This window comes from Streptomyces sp. NPDC004542, assembly GCF_040610035.1.
Classification (GTDB): Bacteria; Actinomycetota; Actinomycetes; order Streptomycetales; family Streptomycetaceae; genus Streptomyces.
In genome coordinates, this window is sequence record NZ_JBEXLP010000004.1 from 31874 (window position 1) to 54091 (window position 22218).

Below are 22218 nucleotides of genomic sequence, written 5' to 3' on the forward strand. Positions count from 1 at the left end.
CCCTGTCCCACCCGCCCCCGCGGCCTCGCGGACCCACGTCCGGTACGGCCCCGGCCCGCTCCCAGGAGTGACCCATGTCATCGACGCCACCCTCCGCCCGCATCACGGACCTCGAGGTGCTGGACGTACGCTTCCCGACCTCCGAACACCTCGACGGCTCCGACGCCATGAACCCCGAACCCGACTACTCGGCCGCCTACGTCGTGCTGCGCACCGACGCGGGTGACGGTCTGGAGGGCCACGCCCTCGCCTTCACCACCGGGCGCGGCAACGATGTCCAGGCCGCCGCGATCGCCGCCCTCGCCCCGCACGTGGTGGGCCTGCGGGTGGCGGACGTCTGCGACGACCTCGGCGGCTTCTCCAGAACCCTCGTGCACGACCCCCAGCTGCGCTGGCTGGGACCGGAGAAGGGCGCCATGCACATGGCCGTGGGCGCGGTCGTCAACGCCGCCTGGGACCTGGCGGCCAAGCGCGCCGGACTCCCGCTGTGGCGCTTCCTCGGCGAGATGACCCCGGAACAGCTCGTCGCCCAGGTCGACTTCCGCTGGCTCGGTGACGCGCTGACGCCCGAGGAGGCGCTGGAACTGCTGCGCCGCGCCGAACCGGGGCGCCGCGAGCGGATCGACCGCCTGCTGGAGCGCGGCTACCCGGCCTACACCACCACACCGGGCTGGCTGGGCTACTCCGACGAGAAGCTCGCCCGGCTGGCCAAGGAGGCGGTCGCGGACGGCTTCACGCAGATCAAGCTGAAGGTGGGCGCCTCGCTGGAGGACGACGTACGGCGCATGCGGGTGGCCCGGGAGGCCGTCGGCGCCGGGGTCCGCATCGCCGTGGACGCCAACCAGCGCTGGGAGGTGGCGGAGGCCGTCGAGTGGATGCGGCACCTGGCCCCCTACGACCCCTACTGGATCGAGGAACCCACCTCACCGGACGACATCCTCGGCCACGCCGCCGTCCGCCGGGGGGTGGCACCGGTGAAGGTCGCCACCGGCGAACACGTCGCCAACCGGGTGGTCTTCAAGCAGCTCCTCCAGGCCGGCGCGGTGGACATCGTCCAGATCGACTCCGCCCGGGTCGCCGGCGTCAACGAGAACATCGCCATCCTGCTGCTCGCGGCCAAGTTCGGCGTCCCCGTCTGCCCGCACGCCGGCGGAGTCGGGCTGTGCGAGATGGTGCAGCACCTGTCGATGTTCGACTACGTCGCCGTCTCCGGCACCACCGAGGACCGGGTCATCGAATACGTCGACCACCTGCACGAACACTTCGTCGACCCCGTCCGCGTCGCCGACGGCCACTATCTCGCCCCGGCCGCGCCGGGACTCGGCGCCGAGATGCTCCCCGCCTCGCTGGCGGCCTACCGCCACCCCGACGGGCCCGTCTGGTCGGACCGCGTCCGGCCCGGTGCCTGACCCGAAAGGAACGTATCCATGAGCGCACTCGCAGCGCGCTACCTCGGGGCCCGTACCGTGGACACCGGTTCCGTCCCGGTCGCGCCTCCCGGACCCGGCAAGGTCCAGCTGGCACCGGCCTACGTCGGTGTGTGCGGCACCGACCTGCACATCTTCCACGGCCACATGGACGGGCGGGTCACCCGGCCCGCCGTTCTGGGGCACGAGATGTCCGGCCGCGTCACCGCGGTGGGTCCCGGCGTCGAGGGCTGGAAGGCGGGCGACGCCGTGACCGTGATGCCCCTGGCGTGGGACGGCACCTGCGCCGCGTGCCGGGCGGGCAACCAGCACGTCTGCCAGAACCTCGACTTCATCGGGATCGACTCCCCCGGCGCCATGCAGCAGCGGTGGACCGTGCCCGCGTCCACGCTGGTACGGCTGCCCGAGGCGCTGCGCCTGGACCACGCCGCCCTCGTCGAACCCACCGCGGTCGCGGTCCATGACGTGCGCCGGGCAGCCGTCCGGCCCGGTGAGCGGGTCGTGGTGGTGGGCGGGGGGCCGGTCGGCATCCTGATCGCGCTGGTGGCCCGGGCCGCGGGTGCCGACGTCCGGCTGACCGAGCTGAGCGCGCACCGCCGCGCTCTCGCCGGGGAACTGGGCATCGACGTCTGGGACCCGGCGGCCGACGACGTGCCCGCGCTGGTCGAGCGGTGGACCGCCGGCGCGGGAGCCGGCGTCGCGTTCGAGGTCTCGGGCGCGCAGGCGGGAGTGGACACCGCCGTGGAGGTCCTCGGGGTACGCGGCCGGCTCTGCCAGGTCGCCATTCACCCCACACCGCGCGCGGTGAACCTCCACCGCTTCTTCTGGCGCGAACTCGTCCTGGTCGGCGCGCGCCTGTACGACCGTTCGGACTTCACCCGGGCGGTGGCGCTCGTCGCCGACGGCACGGTTCCCGCCGACCGGCTCATCAGCCGGGTGGTGCCGCTGGCCGACGCCGCTTCGGCGTTCGGGGCCCTGGAGTCCGGCGACGACGTCATGAAGGTCCTCGTGCGGTGCGACGGCACGGCCGACGACACAGCAGGCCACACAACGGACGACACAGCCGCGGAGGCCGCCGAATGAACCGCTTCGACCTGACCGGGCGCCTCGCCGTGGTGACCGGCGCCCGCCGCGGCATCGGCCGCGCCATGGCCCGGGCGCTGGCCGAGGCCGGCGCGGACGTCATCGGGGTCAGCGCCGCGCTGGAGGAGTCCGGCAGCGCGGTGGAGAAGGACGTCGTCGCCGCGGGCCGCTCCTTCGAGGCGATCCGTACCGACTTCGCCGACAGGGACGCCGTACGCGCCCTCGGAGCGGACCTCGCCGCCCGCGAGCGCCCCGTCGACATCCTCGTCAACAACGCCGGTACCATCCGCCGCGCACCCGCGGCCGAGCACGGCGACGCCGACTGGGACCACGTGCTCCAGGTCGATCTGACGGCCCAGTTCACGCTGGCCCGCGCCGTGGGCGGAGCGATGACCGGCCGCCGCAGCGGCAAGATCATCTTTACCGCGTCGCTGCTCAGCTTCCAGGGCGGCATCACCGTCCCCGGCTACACCGCCGCCAAGCACGGCGTCGCGGGCCTGACCAAGGCCCTGGCCAACGAGTGGGCGCCGTACGGCGTCAACGTCAACGCCATCGCGCCCGGCTACATCGCCACCGACAACACCCAGGCCCTGCGGGACGATCCGCAGCGCAGCGGGGCGATCCTGGACCGCATCCCGGCCGGGCGCTGGGGCTCGGCGGACCACATCGGCGGGGCGACGGTGTTCCTCGCCTCGGACGCGGCGGCCTACGTGCACGGCGCGATACTGCCCGTCGACGGCGGATGGCTGGGCCGGTGACGGGCGCGGCCGCCGCCGTGCCGGACGCCGACCGGCCCCCACCACGCACCACCGCGGAGGACCGTGTGCGACAGCGCGCGATCGGCACCACCCCGGTGCTCCTGACCGACCTCGGATTCGGGGCGTCCGTGATCGGCAACCTCTACCGGCCCACGTCCGCCGCCGACGCGACGGGCGCGCTCGAGGCCGCCTGGGACGCGGGCATCAGGTACTTCGACACCGCCCCCCACTACGGCCTGGGGCTGTCCGAAACACGTCTCGGGGCGTTCCTGGCCAACCGGCCGCGCGACGCGTACGCGCTCTCGTCCAAGGTGGGCCGGCTCCTCGTCCCCAACGAGCACCCGCGCGGTGCCGACAGCGAGGGCTTCGCCGTCCGGGACGACCTGCGCAGGGAGTGGGACTTCAGCAGGGACGGCGTCCTGCGCTCCCTGGAGGAGACGCTCCGGCGGACGGGCACCGACCGGCTCGACATCGTCTACCTCCACGACCCCGACGAGCACTGGCGGCAGGCCGCGGACGAGGCCATGCCCGCTCTGGCGGACCTGCGCGACCAGGGCGTCGTCGGGGCGATCGGCGCGGGCATGAACCAGTCGGCGATGCCGGCCCGCTTCCTGCGCGAGACCGCCGCGGACGTCGTGATGGTGGCCGGCCGGTACACCCTGCTGGACCAGTCGGCGCTCGACGACGTGCTGCCCGCCGCCCAGGAGCAGCGCAAGAGCGTGGTGGCCGCCGGAGTGTTCAACTCCGGCCTGCTGTCACGCGACAGGCCCGAGCCCGGGGCGACGTTCGACTACCGGGAGGCCTCGGCGGAACTGGTCGCCAGGGCCACGGCGATCGCGGAGGTGTGCGAGCGGTACGGCACCACACTGCCCGCCGCGGCCATCGCGTTCCCCTTCACGCACCCCGCCGTCGTCAACGTCACCCTCGGCATGCGCACCGCCCGGCAGGTGGTGCGCAACACCGACCTCCACCGGCAGCACGTGCCCGAGGAGCTGTGGAAGGAGCTCCGTACCCAGGGCCTGCTCAGGCCCGACGTGCCGGGCTGACCCCGCCAGGGGCGGCAACAGAACCGCAGCCGGTGGCGACTATGGCACATCCCCTCCCCCACGGGGACACATGGCACCGCCCCGTGGGGACTCACGGCACACCCCCACAGAGAGGAACACCCGCACGATGTCCTCAACAGATGCCACACCCACACCCCCCCAGCACCGCATAGCACGCCGGACGGCCCTGGCCGGAGCGGCCGCGGCGGCTCTCGTCGGGGTCGGCCCGCTGGCCGGCTCCGCGCAGGCCGCCGGGTTCGGCTGGTCCGACGACGGCACCAACTACGTCATCGACACCGGCGCCAACCTGGTCTTCAAGGTCAACCACTCCACCGGCGACCTGGTGTCGCTGGTCTACCGGGGCGTGGAGTACCAGGGCTACTCCGGCAAGAACTCCCAGGTCGAGTCCGGCCTCGGCGCCTCCACGGTCACCATCGCCACCGTCAACTCCACCATCCTGGTGACCGTCGTCCACGGCACGCTCAAGCACTACTACGCGGCGCGCAGCGGACAGAACACCATCTACATGTGGACCTACAAGGCCGACAGCTCGGTCAACGCCGGCCGGTACATCGTCCGCATCAAGCCGAACATCTTCCCCAACACCGGCCCGGACGCCTGGGACGAGACCACCGGCACGGTCATCGAGGCCGCCGACATCTGGCGGTCCACCGACGGCACCACGCACTCCAAGCACTACTCCGGCCTGCGCACCATGGACTACGACTACGTCGGCAAGACCACCGGCTCGGTCGGGCTGTGGCTGCTGCGCAGCAACCACGAGAAGGCGTCCGGCGGGCCGTTCTACCGTTCGCTGCTGCGCGGATCGACCACGGCGGCGCAGGACTTCTACGAGATCCTGCAGTACTCGATGGCGCAGAGCGACGTGACCCGCTACGGCCTGCAGGGTCCGTACCTGCTGAACTTCACCGACGGCGGCACGCCCTCCAGCTCGCTGTACGCCCGCAACCTGGACACCTCCTGGGTCGACTCGCTCGGCCTGACCGGCTGGGTCGGCAGCAGCGGGCGCGGCCGGGTGGTGGGCAACGGCATCTCCGGCATGGACACGTCCGTGCCGTACACGGTCGGCTTCTCCAACTCCAATGCCCAGTACTGGGCGTCGGCGTCGTCGAGCGGTGCCTACACCTGCGAGAAGATGCTGCCGGGCACCTACACGCTGACGGTCTACAAGGGCGAACTGGCCGTCGTCACCACCTCGGTGACCGTCAGCGCGGGCAGCACCACCACGGTCAACACCCTGACCGTGAGCAGCGACCCGTCGAAGGCCTCCGTCATCTGGCGGATCGGTGACTGGAACGGCACACCGGCCGGTTTCAAGAACGCCGACCTGATGACGACCGCCCACCCCTCCGACGTACGCGCCGCCTCCTGGACCGGCAACTACGTCGTCGGCTCGTCGTCCGCCGCGAACTTCCCCTGCTACATGTGGAAGGACGTCAACAACGACCTGCTGGTGTACTTCAAGCTGACCGCGGCGCAGGCGGCGGCGGCACACACCCTGCGCATCGGCCTGACCGCCACGTACATCGGCGGCCGGCCCCAGGTGAGCGTCAACTCCTGGACGTCCTCGGCGCCCTCCGCGCCGACGGAGCCGTCCACCCGCTCGCTGACGGTGGGCACGTACCGGGAGAACAACGCCACCCTGACGTACAGCGTCCCCGCCAGCGCCTGGCAGACGGACACGAGCCAGTACAACGTGCTCAAGCTGTCGATCATCAGCGGCTCCACGGGCACCGGGTTCCTGAGCCCGGGGGTGTCGTTCGACTGCCTGGACCTGCTCGCCTGATCCGTTCACGTGGCGTGACGACAGTGCGCCGTCCAGTGAAAGTGCGGCGGATTGCCTGACCGATCAAGGCAGTTGGCCGCTATGGGACACCGGGCGGGGAGTGGTGCTGCCATTCTTCGCTCGGTGTCCCGACCTACGCGGACCGCCGCACCCACCCCTCCGGGAGGTTTTGTCATGCCTTCGTCCAGACGGCGAAGTATTGTGTCGTCCTCGGTGATGGCGATCACCGCGCTGCTGGTCGCCCTCCTCCAGCCCGCCGTGGCCACGGCCGCGAGTGCCCGGCCCGCGTCCTCCTCCCCCGCCACCAAGTCCTCCTCTCACCCGGCCCCCTCCTCCGGCACCGCCTCGCGCGCCGCGGCCGCGAAGGCCCTGACGGCCGCCATGGCCGGCTCGCCCGCCGCCCGGGCGAAGCACAAGTACCTGCCGGACCCCACCGGAAAGCCCGCCCGGCACAAGGCCACCCGCAGCTGCGCCACCCCCCGGCGCGCCGGGGAGATGGCCTGCGCGGCGTATGTGCGATCCGACGTGAAGGTCACCCGCGCGGCCCTGGCCGCTGCCGCCGCCGCACCCGCCGGCTTCGCCCCCGCCGACCTGCGCGACGCCTACGGAGTCAGCTCCGCGGTGTCCGGCGGCCGCACGGTGGCGATCGTGGACGCCTACGACTCCCCGACCGCCGAGGCGGACCTCGCCGCCTACCGCGCCATGTACGGCCTGCCGGAGTGCACCACCGACAACGGCTGCTTCCGGAAGATCAACCAGAACGGCGGCACCTCGTACCCGTCCGCCAACGCCAACTGGGCGATGGAGATCTCCCTGGACCTCGACATGGTCAGCGCGGTCTGTCCCGACTGCAAGATCCTGCTGGTGGAGGCGAACAGTGCCAGCGTCACCGATCTGGGGACCGCGGTGAACCAGGCGGTCGCCCAGGGCGCGCAGTACGTCTCCAACAGCTGGGGCTCGAACGAGTTCTCCGCCCAGCTCACCTACGACAAGGCCTACTTCGACCACCCCGGCGTGGCGATCACCGCCAGCACCGGTGACTACGGCTACGCCTACGGGACCTCCTGGCCGGCCTCCTCACCGAACGTCACCGCGGTGGGCGGCACCTCGCTGGTGAAGAGCACCACCGCCGGCCGCGGCTGGACCGAGACCACGTGGTCGGGCGCCGGCAGCGGCTGTTCGGCGTACGAGGCCAAGCCGGCCGTGCAGACCGACACCGGCTGTACGGCCCGTGCCGTCGCCGACGTCTCCGCGGTCTCCGACCCGAACACCGGAGTGGCCGTCTACGCCAGCGGCGCCTGGCGGGTCTTCGGCGGCACCAGCGCCGCCGCGCCGATCATCGCCTCCGTGTACGCCCTCGCCGGCGCGCCGGTGACCGGCAGCTCCCCGATGGCCTACCCGTACACCCTGCCCGGCGCGCTGAACGACGTCACCTCCGGCTCCAACGGCACCTGCACCCTCACCTACGTGTGCACCGCCGGCCCCGGCTACGACGGGCCCACCGGACTCGGCACCCCGCGCGGCACGGCCGCTTTCAAGGCCGCCGCGCACGGCACGGTGCACGGCACGGTGACCGACTCGGCCACCGGCGATCCGGTCGGCGGCGCGTCGGTCACCATGGGCACCCTCGCCACGACCACCGCCGCCGACGGCACCTACACCCTCGCCGTCCCGGTCGGCGCCTACGACCTGAAGGCCGCCAAGTTCGGCTACCGGCCCGCCACCCGGTCGGTGTCGGTCGCCGAGGACGACTCGGTCACCGCCGACCTGGAGCTTCAGGAGAAGGCCACGGCCAGGGTCCGCGGCACCGTCAAGGACGGCTCGGGCCACGGCTGGCCGCTGTACGCCGTCGTACGGGTCGCCGGCGAGCCGACCAGCGCCGTCCGCACCGACCCGGTCACCGGCCGGTTCACCCTCGAGGTGCCGGTGGAGGACACCTACACCGTCCAGGTGGAGCCCGCCTACCCCGGCTACCAGGAGGCCACCGCCGAGGTCACGGTCGCCGACTCGGCCCTGCGGCAGGACTTCGCCCCCGAGGCCGACCCGGCCACCTGCAGCGCCCCGGGCTACCAGGCAGGCGACTCCGGCTCCGGCAGCTGCGCCGTCGTCCCCGGCGGCCTGGTGACCGGCCAGGTGACCGACAAGAACACCGAGGACGGTGTGGCCGGCGCGACGGTGGGCCGGGCCGACGGCACGGGCGGATCCGCCGTCACTCTCGCCACCCCGGACGACCCGGCCGTCGGCGACGGCTTCTACACCCTGTTCGCCGCCGCGGGCAGCGCCGCCTACAGCGCCTCGGCGAGCGGCTACACCACCGACCGCACCGACGCCGCCGTGACCGCGGACGCCGTGGCACCGGCGGACTTCACCCTGGCCGCCGCGCGGCTCTCGTTCAGCCGGACCTCGATCGACACCAGCGTCGACTGGCAGGGCACCGCAGCCGCCGACTTCACCGTCACCAACACCGGCTCCGCCACGGCCTCCTTCTCGCTCGCCGAACAGCCCGGCCGCGTCTCGCCGATGGCCCGGTCCCAGAGCGCACCGCTCGTCAGGCAGAAGAAGACCCGTGTCGACGGCGGCCCCCTGACCCCCGCCACCGCAAGGGCCACGGCCGCGGCCGCGACACCCGCCGACACCACCCCGGCCGGCGACGAGTGGACCAGCGCCCCCGACCTGCCGATCACCGTCGCGGACAACACCGGTGCGGCCGGCGGCGGCAAGGTGTACTCGGTCGGCGGCTACTCGTACACCTCCGGCAGGATGCAGAACAAGGTCTTCGTCTACGACACCGCGACCGCCACCTGGGGCTCCCTGCCCGACATGAGCTACAAGCGGGAGGCCCCCCAGGCGGTCTACCTCTACGGCAAGCTCTACGTCTTCGGCGGCTGGACCGCCGACTACAGTGCCACCGACACGGTGGAGATCTACGACACCGTCAAGAAGACCTGGACCGCCGGGGCGCGCATGCCGCAGGCCGTCGCCAAGGCCGGCCTCGCGGTCGTCGACGGGCGGATCTACCTCATCGGCGGCTGCCTGGAGACGGCGCAGGGGTGCGTCCTCAGGACGGTCCAGGTATACGACCCGCTCACGGACACCTGGAGCACGGGCACCGACTACCCGAGCGCCGGCGGCTGGTACTCCTGCGGCACCGTCGAAGGAAAGATCTACTGCGCGGGAGGGCTGCGGCGCGTCGGCACCTCCGACGTGAGCCTGAAGACGGGGTACGTCTTCGACCCGGGCAAGGCCGCGTGGTCGCCGATCACCGATCTGCCGGCCACCTCGTACGCCTCGGCCGGTGTCGTGGCGAACGGCAGGCTGCTGATGTCCGGGGGCTACTGGGACGGCTCCCTCACCAACGCCGGATACGCCTACGACCCGGCCACCGACGCCTGGACGCCGCTGCCCAACGCCAACCAGGCGGTGGCGCGCGCCGGGGCCGCGTGCGGCATGTACCGGCTCGGCGGCGGCCTCAGCTTCTACACTCTCGTCGGCACGGTGGAGCTGCTGCCCGGCAACGACAGTTGCGGCACCGAGCCCACCGTGGACTGGATGTCCGAGGACACCACCACGGCGACCCTGGCCCCGGGGGACAGCGTGAAGGTGCGGCTGTCGTTCGACGCGAGCGGTATCGCCGCCACCCAGCCCGGCATCTGGAACGCCCGGCTCGTCGCCCAGGACGACACGCCGTACGCCCCGCAGTCCGTCGAGGTCAACCTCACCCAGAAGGCCCCGGCCACCTGGGGCAAGATCGGCGGCACGGTCCGGGGAACCGCCTGTGACGCCACCACCTCGGTGATCCCGGGCGCGCTGGTCGGCATCCAGGGCACCGACTCCGAGTACACCCTGAAGGTGGACAGCGCCGGCCACTACCAGCTCTGGCTGGACGTCGCCAACAGTCCCCTGCTGGTCACCGCGGCCAAGGACGGCTGGGGTCCGCGGGCCGCCGTCGTCAGCCTCACGGAAGGAGCCACCAGCACCAAGGACTTCACCCTCAAACCGGCCGACGGCTGCTGACCGGCGGCTGAACGCCGGATACTGAACGCCCGCGTGCGCCCCGGGGGGGGGGAACCCCGGGGCGCACGCGCGCACACCGGCCCCCTGCGGTGCAGGAGTCGGAACCCGCCTCAGATCCACCCGCGCCTGGCGGCCTGCACCCCCGCCTGGAACCGTCCCGCCGCCCCCAGCCGGTCCTGCAGATCGGCGATCCGGCGGCGCAGGGTCCGCAGGGAGATGCCGAGCTGACGGGCGATCGCCTCGTCCTTCAGCCCCGCCGCCAGCAGCCGCAGCAGGCGTTGCTCCGCCTCGCTCACGGTCTCCCCGCCGCCCGGCCGCTCCGCCGCTCCCTTCGGACCGAGCGGCGTTCCCGTGCGCCAGAGACTCTCGAAGAGCGTCCTCAGGGCCACCGTCAGCGCCGAGCGGTGCACCACGATGGTCCGGAACTCGTTGTCGCTCTCCCGGTCGGTGAGCGGCATCATCGCGGTCCGCCCGTCGATGATCAGCAACTTGAACGGAACCGTCGCGAGGATCCGGGCCCGTTCGCCCCGCGCGGCCATGCCCAGGGCCTGCTCGAACCGCTCCGGCGACTCCAGCCCCTGAACCGCGTACACCGTGCGGAACCGCACTCCCCGCGCCATGGCCGAGCCCTGCGCGTCCGTGTTGTCGCCGGCGGACACCACGTACGGCGGGGTGTCCAGGCCGAGGACCTCCTCCTCCGCGCCGGCGTACAGTTCCCGCAGCCGCCGGACGTGCGCGGCCGGCCCCTCCACGACCTCGACCAGGCGCTCCGGGGACGACCGCAGCCGCCCGCGGTCGTACTCCACGGCCAGCGACTCCGCCATCGCCGCGATCCGCAGGAACGCCTCGTCCCTGGACCGCAGCACGGCCCGCAGCGCCAGGTGCGGATCGACGGCCCGGACCCGCTGGACATCCGGCCCGGCGGGCTCGCAGGCCAGCAGGTTCAGTCCGGCGAGGCGACGCACCCCTTCGCCCACCTGCTCGTCCGTGACGTCCAGGCTCTCCGCCCAGCCGCCCGGCTCCGCGCCCGGATCCCGCAGTACCTCGCGGTACAGCCGTGCGTCGAATTCGTCCAGCCCCAGGAGATGCCAGTCGTGCCGCGAGGGTTCAGTCAATGTCGGAGCTCCGTCTGGTCGTGTTGCGCTGCTTCGCAGCCGCATTCCACGGAACGGCGCCCTCCGCAGTCAAGCGGGAAGGCTGTGCCGGCCCGTCTCGGCCGCCGTCAGGACCCAGCCTTCACCCGCCCGCACCGCCCGCGGTGTGCGGGGGTGGCATTTCCGGTCCCCTGCCGGGTAACCGCCTTACAACGCAGGGATGTTGAAGACTGGAGGACCGATGGGCATCACCGCCGCACGGCTGCGCACCCGCAGGACGGGCCGCGTCCGCACCGGCCAGGCCACAACGAAGCCGGACCGGGCGGCCACGGCCGAGCACCACGCAGTGCCGCTGCCCCTGCGGCTGCTGGCGATGCTCGTCGCCTTCGCCTTCATGGTGGCGTTCGCCGTCGTCCTGGCACGGCTCACCCTCCAGCCGTCCCCTGCGTCGGTGCCCCTCACACACACCAACCTGCACCCGGGCCGCTCCCTGAAGGCCTATCTGGACCAGCCCGAACTGCGCGACGCGGTCAAGCAGATCGGCGGGAACCTGCTGCTGGGAGTCCCCTTCGGCGTGCTGGTCCCGGTCCTCGCGCCGCGGGCGCGCGGGTTCGTGAAGGTGATGCTGCTGACCGCGATCGTGATGCTGCTGGTGGAGCTCGCGCAGGGCACGGTGGTGACGGGACGGGCCTTCGACGTGGACGACGTCACCCTCAACACCAGTGGAGCGCTGGTCGGTTACCTGCTCCTGGGGCGGCGGATCGGGCGGGCGGTGCACGCCCGCGTACGGAAGCAGTGACCGGCCCGACCGGCCGCGGCCGTACCGCACCGACCCATTGAGGGGCACCCGACTCGATCACCTGGTCGGTGGACGGGAACGGGTACCGGCGGCGCACGCCCGCCGACCTGGGCGGCGGACGTGGGTTTTCGGCCGGCCGTTCTTCCTCATGCCGAACCTCGCCGTGGGCGGCTACCGGCCAGGCCCCGGACGGCTCCACCGCCTTCCCGCAGCAGCGCGTGGTGGACTCGGTGCCGGTGACACCGGCGGCACCGGGGCGGGCGTCGCCGTCCGGGGCCTGGCCGGCAGGCGCGTGGACGTGGCCGCGGCCGACTCCGCCAATGCTCGTACAGTTGTGCGACTGCAACGACACCGCGGCCCGGCAGTGGACGGCCGGCGCCGAACAGCACGCTCCGGGCGCTCGGCACGTGCCTGGACGTCACCGGCAACGGCACGGCGGACGGCTCCACCCGCCGGCTCCGGGACTGCGCCGGCGGGCCGAACCAGAAGGGGGCCGTCCCGGCCCGCACGACATCGTGAACCCGCAGCCGGACACGTGCCTGGACGTCACCGGCGACCACTCCGCCAACGGCACCCGGCTGCAGATATGGACCCGCACGGGCGGCGCCGGCCCAGAAGCGGACGGTCGGCTGAGCCGTACGGCAGGGCCTCAGTGCTGCGCCCAGGTGAACTTGCCGCCGCCGATCCAGCGGACGACGTCCGGGTCGTCCAGGTCGTGCACCGTGATGCCATGGGCGGCGGCGGCCTCGAGCACGTCGGTGACGGCGTGCGCCTCCCCGACCACCTGGCCGTCGATCTCCACGATACGGAAGGGCGGTCGGCCCGGTCTGCCCGCCATCACCCCGTGCACCACGATCCGCGGGTGGGACATATAGGGCACTCCTTGTTCGGTCATGCAATTCAGCGTAGAACGGGCGGCGCCCCGGTGTGTCCTCCGCGAGCGCCGCCGGACCGGGTCAGGGGCGCCACCAGTCGTCGCTCCCCAGGTGCGAGCCGGCCATCGGGCCCATCCGGAGCATGCCGCCGTCGACGGCCCAGGAGGCGCCGGTCACGTAGGAGGCGTCCGGGCCCGCCAGGAAGGCGATGACGGACACGGCCTCCCGGGCGTCACCCGGCCGGCCGCGCGGCACGCCGGGGCGGCTCTCGGTGCGCGGGTCCGAGTCCTCCTGGCCGGCATCGGCGTGGCGATCTCGCCGGGGGCGACCGTCGACGGTGATGCCGTACTCGGCGGGTTCCAGCGCCATCACCTGGGTGAGCAGGCCGAGGCCGCCCTTGGCCGCGCGGTACGGGGCCGCGCCCACCCGGGGCTGGTGCTCGTGCACGGAGGTCACGTTGACGGGGTGCCGCCCGAGCGGGTGGTGACCACCTGGTCCGTGGACGCGCTGCCGGCCCGGGCCGAGGCCGGTCGAGCCGTCGGTGCCCGAGCCCCGGCCGCGGGCCATGGCTTCACGGCGGTCAACTACACACCCGGCCACCGCGTCGGCGACCGCCTGCCGGCCGCCGTGGCCGAGCGCCTGACCCGGGTGGCCGACGAGGCCGGCCCGGCCACCTGGTCCGGGACGATCAGGATGTGGCTCTCCTTGTAACCGGCCTCGACCGCCTGGACGAGGGAGCGCCGGACGCCGTCCGGCGTGACGGGCGCCTGACGTGGTACCCGTGCCACACGAGGCGTACCGGAAGAGACCGGAGAGCCCACAGAGCCCGGGCCGAGCGAAGCACGCCACAGCCACCCGGGATTCCCCACGAGAAAGGCCCCCGATGGACCGTGACCGTGCCCGTGCCGCCCTGTTCGACGTCGACGGAACCCTCGTCGACACCAACCACCTGCATGTCGTGACCTGGTGGGAGGCCTTCCGGCAGGCGGGTCACCGTGTGCCCATGCACGCCGTCCACCGGGCGGTCGGGCTCGGCTCCACCGACCTGGTCGCCCATCTGCTGGGCGACGACCGCGACAAGGACCGGGACGGTGAGCTCAGCGCCGCGCACAAGGCGCTGTACGGCCAGTACTTCGACCGCCTGCCCGCGCTCCGGGACGCCGGGGAACTGCTCAGGCGCCTGCACGGGAACGGCTGGACGGTGGTGCTGGCCACCTCGGCGAGCGGCTCGGAACTGGGCGCGCTGCGCCGGGCGATCGGCGCGGACGAGGCCATCACCGCCACCGCGAGCGCCGACGACGTGGAGCGGGGCAAGCCCGCCCCCGAGCCCGTGGAACACGCGCTGGAGCTGGCCGGGGTGCCCGCCGAGCGGGCGGTGTTCGTGGGCGACACCGTGTGGGACATGCGGGCCGGCAGCCGGGCCGGGGTGCGCTGCGTGGGCGTCCTGTGCGGCGGCATCCCGCGGGGCGACCTGGAGGAGGCCGGCGCGGAGGCGGTCTACGACGGTCCCGCGCACCTGCTGGCGTCCCTGGGGGACAGTCCGCTGGCCTGAACGGACCGGGGCCGGAATCCGGTGCCGGGAAACGGAGATCTTGGGATACCCGCACCGGATGACGAGCGTGATGCAGACTCCCCGACAGACGCTGCGCCAGGGAGCGCGAGGCGTCGGCCGGTCCGCCCGGGCGGCCTGGCGCGGCCCGGGACGGGAGCGGGACCTGGTGGTGCAGTCCCTCAAGGCCGCCGGGGCCGCGCTGCTGGCCTGGGTCGTGGCGAGCGACCTGCTGGGCGATCCGCTGGCCCTGATGGCGCCCTGGGTGGCCCTGGTCATGGTGCAGGCCACCGTGTACAGCTCGCTGCGGCAGGCCGCGCAGCAGGTCACCGCGATCTGCGCCGGCACGCTGCTGGCCTCGGCGGCGCAGGCGCTCACCGGGAACACGCTGGGTGCGCTCGCCGTGTCCCTGCCCGTGCTGATGCTGCTGGCGAACTGGTCGCGGTTCGGCGGCCAGGGGATCCACGGCGCCACCACGGCGGTGTTCACGCTGGCCGCGGGCAGCGTCACCGCGGCCTCGGCGGGGCACCGGGTGGGCCTGGCCGCGCTGGGCGCGGTGATCGGGGTGGCCGTCAACGCGTTCGTGCTGCCGCCGATCCATCTGCGGGACGTACGGGAGAACCTCGCGGCGCTGGCCCGGGAGGCGGGCGACGTGCTGTGCGCGATCGCCACCGGACTGCGCCGTGGGGACTGGGACGCCGGCACCGCGGCCGACTGGTCGCACGCCTCGGCCCGGCTCGAGCGCCGGCTGGAGTCGCTGCGCTCGGCCCGCGGCTGGAGCCGGGAGAGCCTGCGGCTGACCGACCGTGCCCTGCACGCCCTGGGCCGGGTCCCCTCGGAGGTGCCGCCGGAGGAGGAGGACGAGCGCTGGAGCCGGGTGACCGGCCATGTGCGCGCCCTGACCCGGACGCTCGCGGTCGCCACCGACGACAGCCGTACGGCCACCCCTCCGGACCCGGCGCTGCTGGAGCCGCGCCCGTGCCGCGGGACCTGCCGGACCAGCAGGCGCGACCGGGCGAGGACCCGTGGGAGGCGGTGCCGGGCGGAGGGCCCGGCGACACCGGCGGGCAGGACGTGCCCGAGACCGACGAGGCCGGGACCGGGCGGCAGGGTGCGCCGCGCCCGGGGACGGGGAACGAGCACCCGGTGCCGGACGAGCCCCCGGCCTGAAGCCCGGGTTCCGGGCCGTGCCCGTCCTCAGGCGTCGGGTACGCGCTCCCGCAGCGCCGTGCGCCAGGCCGGCAGACGGTCCTCGGCGGTCGGCTGCTCACGCCGGCCGCCGCGGGCGAAGAAGTCGGCCAGGGGCAGGATCGCCGCGCCCACCGTGACCGCGTCGGGGCCGAGCCGGCCCAGGTCGATGGTGACCTTCTCGGCCGGGTGGCGCAGCGCGTACGAGGTGGCGTGCCGGCGCACGGCGGGCAGGAAGCGGGTGCCGAGCTGGAGCCCCGCCCATCCGCCGATCAGGATCCGCTCGGGCTGGAAGAGGTTGATCAGGTCGGACAGGCCGGCGCCGAGGTACTCGGCGGTCTCCTCCAGGACGGCGAGCGCGACCGGGTCGCAGGGCGTGCCCTCGGGCGGGTAGGCGGCGGCGAGCATCGCGGTGAGCGCGGTCTCCTCGTCGGTGCCCTCCGGCGGGCGTCCGCCGTCCTCGCGCCAGCGGTCGAGCAGCGACTCGGCGCCCGCGTAGGCCTCGAGGCAGCCGAGCGCGCCGCAGCGGCAGCGGCGCCCGCGCACCCGTACCGTGAGGTGGCCCCACTCGACGGCCCGGCCGTGCTCCACCTCGGGGGTGACGAGACAGGCGCCGACGCCGGAGCCGAACAGCACCACGACCGCGTTGCGGGCGCCGCGCCCGGCGCCGAACCACATCTCGGCCTGGCCGAGGGTCTTGGCGCCGTTGTCGATGAAGTACGGGACGGTGTCGGGCAGCTGGGTGCCGGAGCGGAGCAGGGACTCCAGCGGTACGGCGTCCCAGCCGATGGTCTGCCCGTGCACGACGGCGCCCCGGTCGGCGGTGTGCTCCACGATGCCGGGGACGCCGACCCCGACCCCGAGCAGCCGCTCGGGAGCGGTCCGCGCGCCCGCGAGGACCTCGGCGACGCCGTCGCGGATGTGGCCGACGATGCCGTCGACGTCGTATCCCTGCCGGGCCAACGGGCGTTCGGCGCGCGCGAGTTCGGTGAGGGTCAGGTCGAACAGCTCGATGCGGACGCGGGTCTCGCCGACGTCGACGCCGATCATGCGGCCGCTGTCCGGGGCGACCCGCAGCAGGGTGCGGGGGCGGCCGCCGTCGGAGTCGACGCTGCCGGCCTCCTCCACCAGCCCGTCGGCGACCAGGTCCGCGACCACGTTGCTGACGGAGCCGGAGCTCAGCCCGGTCGCCGGGCCGAGCTCGAAGCGGCTGAGGGGACCGTCGAAGTAGAGCCGTTGCAGCACGGCCGTGCGGTTGCCCCGCCTGAGGTCGCGTACCGTGCGCCCGTTCCGCCCCGCCATGTGGCTCCTTCCGAACCCTGTTGACCTGCAACATACCTCTGCGGGCGGTCCCGGCGCGACATTCTTCCAACCCTTAGTTCACGCTGTGAGCTAAGGGCGAACGTTGTGATCCCGTCCAGGGCCGCGACGAGTACGAGGACGCGTCGCGATCCAATCCGAACAGTCGTCCGAGCCCCACCTGCGCCCCTCCCCGAGCCCCGGTCAGCTCCAGCAGCGTAACGCCGGGCCGGTGAGCCGGCGGCCCGGGTGCCGTTCCGGCACACAGGGCGGGCGGCTGTCTCGACGGGCGCGCCCCGCCGGCTACGCGAAATCCATTGGCGTCCCCTCCCCGGGTCTGCCTATGCTGGCAGCCATGAACCTAGTACTCCTAGGTTTTTGCCTACTGCCTACACCGATACACCAGGAGCCCCTATGAAAGCACTCACCGAGCAGGACATCCGCGGCTCCTTCGTCAACTGCTCGAAGGGCGAGGCGAAGCGGATCGCGCTCCCCCGCGATCTCGACCAACGCCCCTGGGACGACCTGGACTTCCTCGGCTGGCGGGATCCGGGCGCCCCCGACCGCAGCTATCTCGTCACCGAACGGGACGGCGGGCCGGCCGGCGTGGCCCTGCGCTTCCCCGCCTCGCAGCGCGGGTTCCTGCACCGCAGCATGTGCTCGCTGTGCCTGACGACCCACCGCGGGGGCGGCGTGTCCCTCATGACGGCACGCAAGGCGGGCGCGGCGGGCCGGGAGGGCAACTCGGTCGGCGTGTACATGTGCACCGACCTCGCCTGCTCCCTCTACGTACGCGGCAGGAAGGTCCCGGACTCCGGGGCCCGGTTCGAGGAGAGCCTGACGCTGGAGCAGCAGATCGAGCGGACCACGGGCCGTCTGACCGCCTTCCTCGACAAGCTGTACGTCTGAACCCTGCCCCCGCTCCCTTACCACCGCGGCACGCATAGGGCTGCCTTGCCACCCGGCGGATCGGTGTGTTCGATGAGCCACCTGAACGGGAACAGGGGCAAGCGATGCAAGTTGTACGTGAATGGACGGCGTCCCTGTCGCGCTTCCTGCGGCGCCGGCGCGACCCGGTGGTCGTGCAGGCCCTGCGGTCGGCCGTCGCGGCGTCGATCGCCTACGTCGTCGCGCTCCGCCTGAGCCCGGAACCGGCGCCGCTGACCGCTCCCCTGACCGCGCTGCTGGTCGTCCAGGTGACCTTCTACGCCACGCTCACCAACGGCATCCGCCGGGTGAACGCCGTGGTCGCGGGGGTCCTGGTCGCCATCGCCTTCAGCCTGCTGGTGGGGCTGACCTGGTGGAGCCTGGCACTGCTGATCATGGCCGCGCTGGCCGTGGGGCACCTGGTACGGGTCGACGAGTACGTGGCCGAGGTGGCGATCAGCGCCATGCTGGTGCTCGGCGTCACCACCATCGGGTACACCGCCTGGGCCCGGATCGTGGAGACGCTGATCGGCGCGACCGTCGGCATGGCCTGCAACCTGCTACTGGCTCCCCCGGTGTGGGTGGGCAAGGCCGGGGAGTCCATCGAGGGGCTGGCGCGGCGGCTGCGGCGGCTGATGCTGCGGATGGGTGAGGAGGCCACGACGCGGACGCCGGTGGAGGAGACCACCGCCCGGCTGTACGAGGCACGCCGGCTCGACCACGAGATCGTCGAGGTGGACGCCGAGCTGCGGCAGGCCGAGGACAGCCTGCGGCTCAATCCCCGGGTGCGGGAGGGCCTGCTGCACCGGGTGGTGCTGCGCACGGGACTGGACACCCTGGAGATCTGCACGGTCGTGCTGCGGGTGCTGGCCCGCTCCTTCACCGACCTGGCCAAGGCCCGCGACCCCGAGCCGCTGTTCACGCCGGAGACGGGCGCCGCGGTGCAGCAGCTGCTGTCCGAGATCGCCGACGCCGTGGTCAGCTTCGCCGTGCTGGTGACCACCGACCTCAGCCGCAGCGCCGAGTCGGCGGAGGCCCGGCTCACCGCCGAGCTGCACACGGCCGCCGCCACCCGCGACAAGCTGGCCCTGACGCTGAGGGCCGAGGCCGAGCGCGACCCGCGCAACTGGCAGCTGCTCGGCGCCGCGCTGACCGAGGTCAACCGGATCATCGACGAACTCGACACCGAGCACCGCTCGCGCCGGCTGCTGGAGGAACTGGACCGCGTCTCCCACGAACAGCGGGCCCGGATGCCGCGGCTGACCCGGCTGCGGGAGCGCATCGGAGTGCAGGAGCGGCTGCAGCGGAACCGACTGGGGGCGGGCAGGCGTTTTCCGTGAGAACGGCACTCGAGGACGAAGGGGGCGTGCGGATGACCGGCACGGCCGTACGGATCGACGGGAACACGCTGCGCCTGCCGGGCTCAGTGGCGGTGCGGTTCGTGCGCACCCTGCGGCTGCCGGAGTCGGGCACCCATCCGCTGCCGCCGGGCCTGGGCGAGTTCCCCGTCCGGCGGATCGCCGACCACGCGGACACCGTGCCCGGGGAATGGCGGGCGCGCGGCGGCGTCATGCTGCCGGTGTACCTGCGCGAGGCGATGTGGCTGAGTTTCGCGGGCACCACGGAACCGGCCGCGCTCCAGGTCGGGGTGGGCAAGGTGTGCGCCGTGTCGGGAAGACCGTTCGGCGACCGCCTCTCCCGCGACCCGCAGAACTACCTCGTCCTGCCCCGCCAGCCCTGGCTGGACGGCATCAACTCCGGCAGGGGCACGGTCCGGCAGTTCGTGGCGGTGCCGCTGGGGCTCGGCGCGACGGTGGAGGGCCAGGTCACCGGCGAGGAGGTGTGGGGCGGCGTGCAGCTGCGGTCGTTCCCGCTGCGGGAGGATCTCCTCGCAAAGTGGCGCGCGGAGCAGCGGGATCGGCAGGAGCGGACACGGGGCTACGGCGCCGCCCCGGCGGGCGCGATGCCCATGGCCCCGGCGGCCGCACCGGCCGCGGCACCCCCGGCCCCGGCGGGGCGGCCCGGGAGGACGGCGGCCATGGGGCTCGGCGTCGGCGGCTCGATGCGTCAGGAGGTCTACCGGGACGACCGGCCGCTGAACCACTGGTCCGAGGAACCGTCCGGGCGGGTGTTCGTGCACCTGGTCACGCCGCCGCAGTGGCGGCGCATCACGGGCGAGGAGCCCCCGCCGTCCCCGGTGGACCGGGCGGCGTACACCCGGGCGGGACTGCCCTGGTACGACTACTACGACGAGGACGCCGAGGACCTCGCCCCCGCGGACGCCCTGGAGTCCGTGGCGCCGGTCGGCGACTGGCTCGGCGACGATCTCGACCCCTGGCAGCAGCCGTCGCCCGGCCAGGTGAAGCAGCTCGGCGACGCGCCGGGCCTGCCGGTGGAGGACGGCGAGTGGTAGCCGGCGGTGCGCGGGAGGCGGGCGGCGGCTGGAGCAGACGCCGGTTCGTGGGAGCCGCGGCGGGCGCGGCCGCCGTGGTCGCGGTTCCCTCGCCCGCCGCGCCCGGGTCCGACGCTTCCGGGCCCGCGGGGCGCCGGGCCACCGCGCCCGCGAAGCGCGGGACGCCCGGGCCCGCTGCCCGCCCGCTCCACCTGGGCACGTACACCTCCGTCGACGGCGGCGGCACCGGCATCGGCCTGGCCTCGTACGACCCGGTGACGGGCCGGATCACCGGGGCCGGGACCGTCACCGGTGTGGCCGATCCGTCGTACCTCGCCGTGCACCCGGACGGCCGCACCCTGTACGCGGTCGACGAGCGGACGGACGGCGGGGTGACCGCCGTCCGCCTGGCCGACCACCGGGTCCTCGGCACCCGGAGCACCGGCGGCGCGGCCCCCTGCCACCTCTCCGTCCACCCCTGCGGGCGCTGGCTGCTCAGCGCCCACTACGGATCCGGCAGCGTGGCCGTGCACCCGATCGGCACGACGGGCGCCCTCGGGGAGCGCACCGATTTCGTCACGCACTCGAGCCCCCCGCCCGGCCCCGGTCAGCAGGGCCCGCACGCCCACCAGATCGTCACCAGCCCCGACGGCGGCCACGTCCTCGCCGTCGACCTGGGCACCGACACCGTCCACAGCTACCGCCTGGACCCGGCCGCGGGCACGCTCACCGAGGTCGCCCGGGCCCGCGCTCGACCGGGCGCGGGCCCGCGCCACCTCACCTTCCATCCGGACGGACGGCACGCCTACCTGGCCAACGAACTCGACGACACGGTCACGGTGTGCGCCTACGACCCCGGCACCGGCCGCCTGACCATCGGCGGGCCGCAGTCCACCGGCACGGGCACCGGCACCAACTACCCGGCCCAGCTGCTGGTGACCGCGGACGGCGCGCACGCCTACCTCGCCAACCGCGGCCACAACAGCCTCACCCGGTACGCCGTCGAGGCGGACGGCGCCCGGCTGCGCCTGGTCGGCACCGTGCCGGCCGGCGGGGACTTCCCCCGGCAGATCGCCTTCTCACCGGACGGCCGGCTGCTGTTCGCGGCGAACCAGCGGTCGGGCACGGTGAGCGTCTTCCATGTGGACAGCGGCAGCGGGGACCTGCGGCTCGCGGGCGAGCCGTTCGCCTCACCGGTCGCCGTCTGCGCGCTGCCGCTGTAGGCCCCGCGGGCAGACGGCGGCGCTCGCCCGGGACAGCAGGACGTGCACGCGCTCGGTGAGCTGGGCGTGGTCGTCGGCGGGCGCGTGGAACGGCAGCCGTACGTCGCCGTGGCCGCGGGCCCGTTCGATGCGCAGCGTCAGTCCGTGGCGGTCCACCGCGAGGGGCGCCACCCGGGTCGCGGCGTGCAGGCTCGCGGGATCGACGAGCCGGGTGAGCCGTTCGACGGCGTCGGGGTGGGCGTCGGCCAGATGGGTCAGCAGCCGGGCCTCGGCCGTGGCGAGCGGGTCGGGAGCCGCGGCGGCGAACTCCTCGAGGCCGACGGCCACCGCGCCCGAGGACCGGCGCAGCACCACCCGGGTGGGCCGGAACACCCACCGGCCGTCCTCGGCGGCGAGCCGGCCGGCCAGCCACACCCGGGCACGGATCCGGTGCCGCACGGGGACGGGCGCGACATCGGCGAACTCCAGCACGGCGGACGGCTCCCCGCGCGGCGCACACACCGCCGCCACGCCCAGGACGCTGTCCGCGCCGTCAGCGATGTCGGCGCCGTCCCGAGGGGTCCGCAGCAGCACCCGCCCGTCCTCCCCCACGGTGTGCGCGCCGACGAGCTCCTCGCGCCCGCCCCCCACGGTCACCGTGCAGGACCACGCCACGGCGAGCACCGAGCGCGCCTGTTCCGCCACGCCGGGCGCGGCCGTCCAGCTGTCACCCATCCCGCAACCTCCTTAGGTAAGCC

Annotated in this window: 18 protein-coding genes and 2 pseudogenes; 15 read left to right on the plus strand and 5 right to left on the minus strand. The window is 73.7% G+C overall.

What is annotated here, in order from left to right:
• Positions 1-74 precede the first annotated feature (74 nt).
• From ABZX30_RS03700 to ABZX30_RS03725, 6 genes are all read left to right on the plus strand, one after another.
• A complete protein-coding gene (locus tag ABZX30_RS03700) occupies positions 75-1409 on the plus strand; it encodes an enolase C-terminal domain-like protein (RefSeq protein WP_355928349.1) in 1335 nt (444 codons plus the stop codon).
• A gap of 18 nt (positions 1410-1427) precedes the next feature.
• Positions 1428-2510, plus strand: a complete 1083-nt coding sequence (locus ABZX30_RS03705) for an alcohol dehydrogenase catalytic domain-containing protein (protein WP_355928351.1) — start codon at positions 1428-1430, stop codon at positions 2508-2510.
• On the plus strand, positions 2507-3268 hold the full coding sequence (locus ABZX30_RS03710; protein ID WP_355928354.1) for an SDR family oxidoreductase: 762 nt from the start codon (positions 2507-2509) through the stop codon (positions 3266-3268). Before ABZX30_RS03705 ends, ABZX30_RS03710 begins: the two co-directional genes overlap by 4 nt.
• A 65-nt stretch (positions 3269-3333) precedes the next feature.
• Positions 3334-4314 carry an aldo/keto reductase gene (locus ABZX30_RS03715; RefSeq protein ID WP_355928356.1) on the plus strand — a complete coding sequence of 327 codons (981 nt, stop codon included), beginning with the start codon at positions 3334-3336 and terminating at the stop codon, positions 4312-4314.
• A 127-nt stretch (positions 4315-4441) separates the two neighbouring features.
• The gene (locus ABZX30_RS03720) at positions 4442-6121 is read left to right on the plus strand and encodes a rhamnogalacturonan lyase B N-terminal domain-containing protein (RefSeq protein WP_355928358.1); all 1680 of its coding nucleotides are present in this window, start codon (positions 4442-4444) and stop codon (positions 6119-6121) included.
• 174 nt (positions 6122-6295) lie between these two features.
• Entirely contained in the window at positions 6296-10135 is a 3840-nt protein-coding gene (locus ABZX30_RS03725; RefSeq protein ID WP_355928360.1) for a carboxypeptidase regulatory-like domain-containing protein, read from the plus strand.
• 110 nt (positions 10136-10245) lie between these two features.
• On the opposite strand, the gene ABZX30_RS03730 is transcribed toward ABZX30_RS03725, so the two are convergent.
• On the minus strand, positions 10246-11250 hold the full coding sequence (locus ABZX30_RS03730) for a LuxR C-terminal-related transcriptional regulator (RefSeq protein WP_355928362.1): 1005 nt from the start codon (positions 11248-11250) through the stop codon (positions 10246-10248).
• A 199-nt stretch (positions 11251-11449) separates the two neighbouring features.
• Between ABZX30_RS03730 and ABZX30_RS03735 the strand changes: the two genes are divergently transcribed.
• A complete protein-coding gene (locus ABZX30_RS03735) occupies positions 11450-12028 on the plus strand; it encodes a VanZ family protein (RefSeq protein WP_355928365.1) in 579 nt (192 codons plus the stop codon).
• A 44-nt stretch (positions 12029-12072) separates the two neighbouring features.
• A pseudogene (locus ABZX30_RS03740) lies at positions 12073-12636 on the plus strand (ricin-type beta-trefoil lectin domain protein); the annotation flags it as partial.
• Positions 12637-12677: 41 nt separating this feature from the next.
• Here the strand turns inward: ABZX30_RS03740 and ABZX30_RS03745 are convergent.
• Together ABZX30_RS03745 and ABZX30_RS03750 are read right to left on the minus strand one after the other, a co-directional pair.
• Positions 12678-12923, minus strand: coding sequence for a hypothetical protein (locus ABZX30_RS03745; RefSeq protein ID WP_355928368.1), 246 nt, complete (start codon positions 12921-12923; stop codon positions 12678-12680).
• Positions 12924-12984: 61 nt separating this feature from the next.
• Positions 12985-13359 carry an SDR family oxidoreductase gene (locus tag ABZX30_RS03750; RefSeq protein WP_355928370.1) on the minus strand — a complete coding sequence of 125 codons (375 nt, stop codon included), beginning with the start codon at positions 13357-13359 and terminating at the stop codon, positions 12985-12987.
• 9 nt (positions 13360-13368) lie between these two features.
• Here ABZX30_RS03750 and ABZX30_RS03755 point away from each other — a divergent pair, with 9 nt between their 5' ends.
• The 3 genes and pseudogenes from ABZX30_RS03755 to ABZX30_RS03765 all read left to right on the plus strand — a co-directional run.
• Positions 13369-13614 carry a hypothetical protein gene (locus ABZX30_RS03755; protein WP_355928704.1) on the plus strand — a complete coding sequence of 82 codons (246 nt, stop codon included), beginning with the start codon at positions 13369-13371 and terminating at the stop codon, positions 13612-13614.
• A gap of 172 nt (positions 13615-13786) precedes the next feature.
• Positions 13787-14455 (plus strand): HAD family hydrolase, encoded by a 669-nt coding sequence (locus ABZX30_RS03760; protein ID WP_355928372.1) that lies wholly within the window; start codon positions 13787-13789, stop codon positions 14453-14455.
• 58 nt (positions 14456-14513) lie between these two features.
• Positions 14514-15419, plus strand: a pseudogene (locus tag ABZX30_RS03765) (aromatic acid exporter family protein); the annotation flags it as partial.
• Positions 15420-15649: 230 nt separating this feature from the next.
• Here the strand turns inward: ABZX30_RS03765 and ABZX30_RS03770 are convergent.
• Positions 15650-16942, minus strand: a complete 1293-nt coding sequence (locus ABZX30_RS03770; protein ID WP_355928374.1) for an ROK family protein — start codon at positions 16940-16942, stop codon at positions 15650-15652.
• A 411-nt stretch (positions 16943-17353) separates the two neighbouring features.
• On the opposite strand from ABZX30_RS03770, the gene ABZX30_RS03775 reads away from it, so the two are divergent.
• The 4 genes from ABZX30_RS03775 (at position 17354) to ABZX30_RS03790 (ending at position 21481) form a co-directional block, all read left to right on the plus strand.
• Positions 17354-17848 (plus strand): FBP domain-containing protein, encoded by a 495-nt coding sequence (locus ABZX30_RS03775; RefSeq protein ID WP_355928376.1) that lies wholly within the window; start codon positions 17354-17356, stop codon positions 17846-17848.
• A gap of 104 nt (positions 17849-17952) precedes the next feature.
• A complete protein-coding gene (locus tag ABZX30_RS03780) occupies positions 17953-19206 on the plus strand; it encodes an FUSC family protein (RefSeq protein ID WP_355928379.1) in 1254 nt (417 codons plus the stop codon).
• A gap of 32 nt (positions 19207-19238) precedes the next feature.
• Entirely contained in the window at positions 19239-20279 is a 1041-nt protein-coding gene (locus ABZX30_RS03785) for a hypothetical protein (protein ID WP_355928690.1), read from the plus strand.
• The gene (locus ABZX30_RS03790; RefSeq protein WP_355928382.1) at positions 20273-21481 is read left to right on the plus strand and encodes a lactonase family protein; all 1209 of its coding nucleotides are present in this window, start codon (positions 20273-20275) and stop codon (positions 21479-21481) included. Before ABZX30_RS03785 ends, ABZX30_RS03790 begins: the two co-directional genes overlap by 7 nt.
• Here ABZX30_RS03790 and ABZX30_RS03795 read toward each other — a convergent pair.
• Positions 21449-22195: a DUF2470 domain-containing protein gene (locus ABZX30_RS03795; protein ID WP_355928384.1), complete on the minus strand. Its 747-nt coding sequence runs from the start codon at positions 22193-22195 to the stop codon at positions 21449-21451. The two genes, ABZX30_RS03790 and ABZX30_RS03795, sit on opposite strands and share 33 nt — an antisense overlap.
• Positions 22196-22218: the final 23 nt, after the last annotated feature.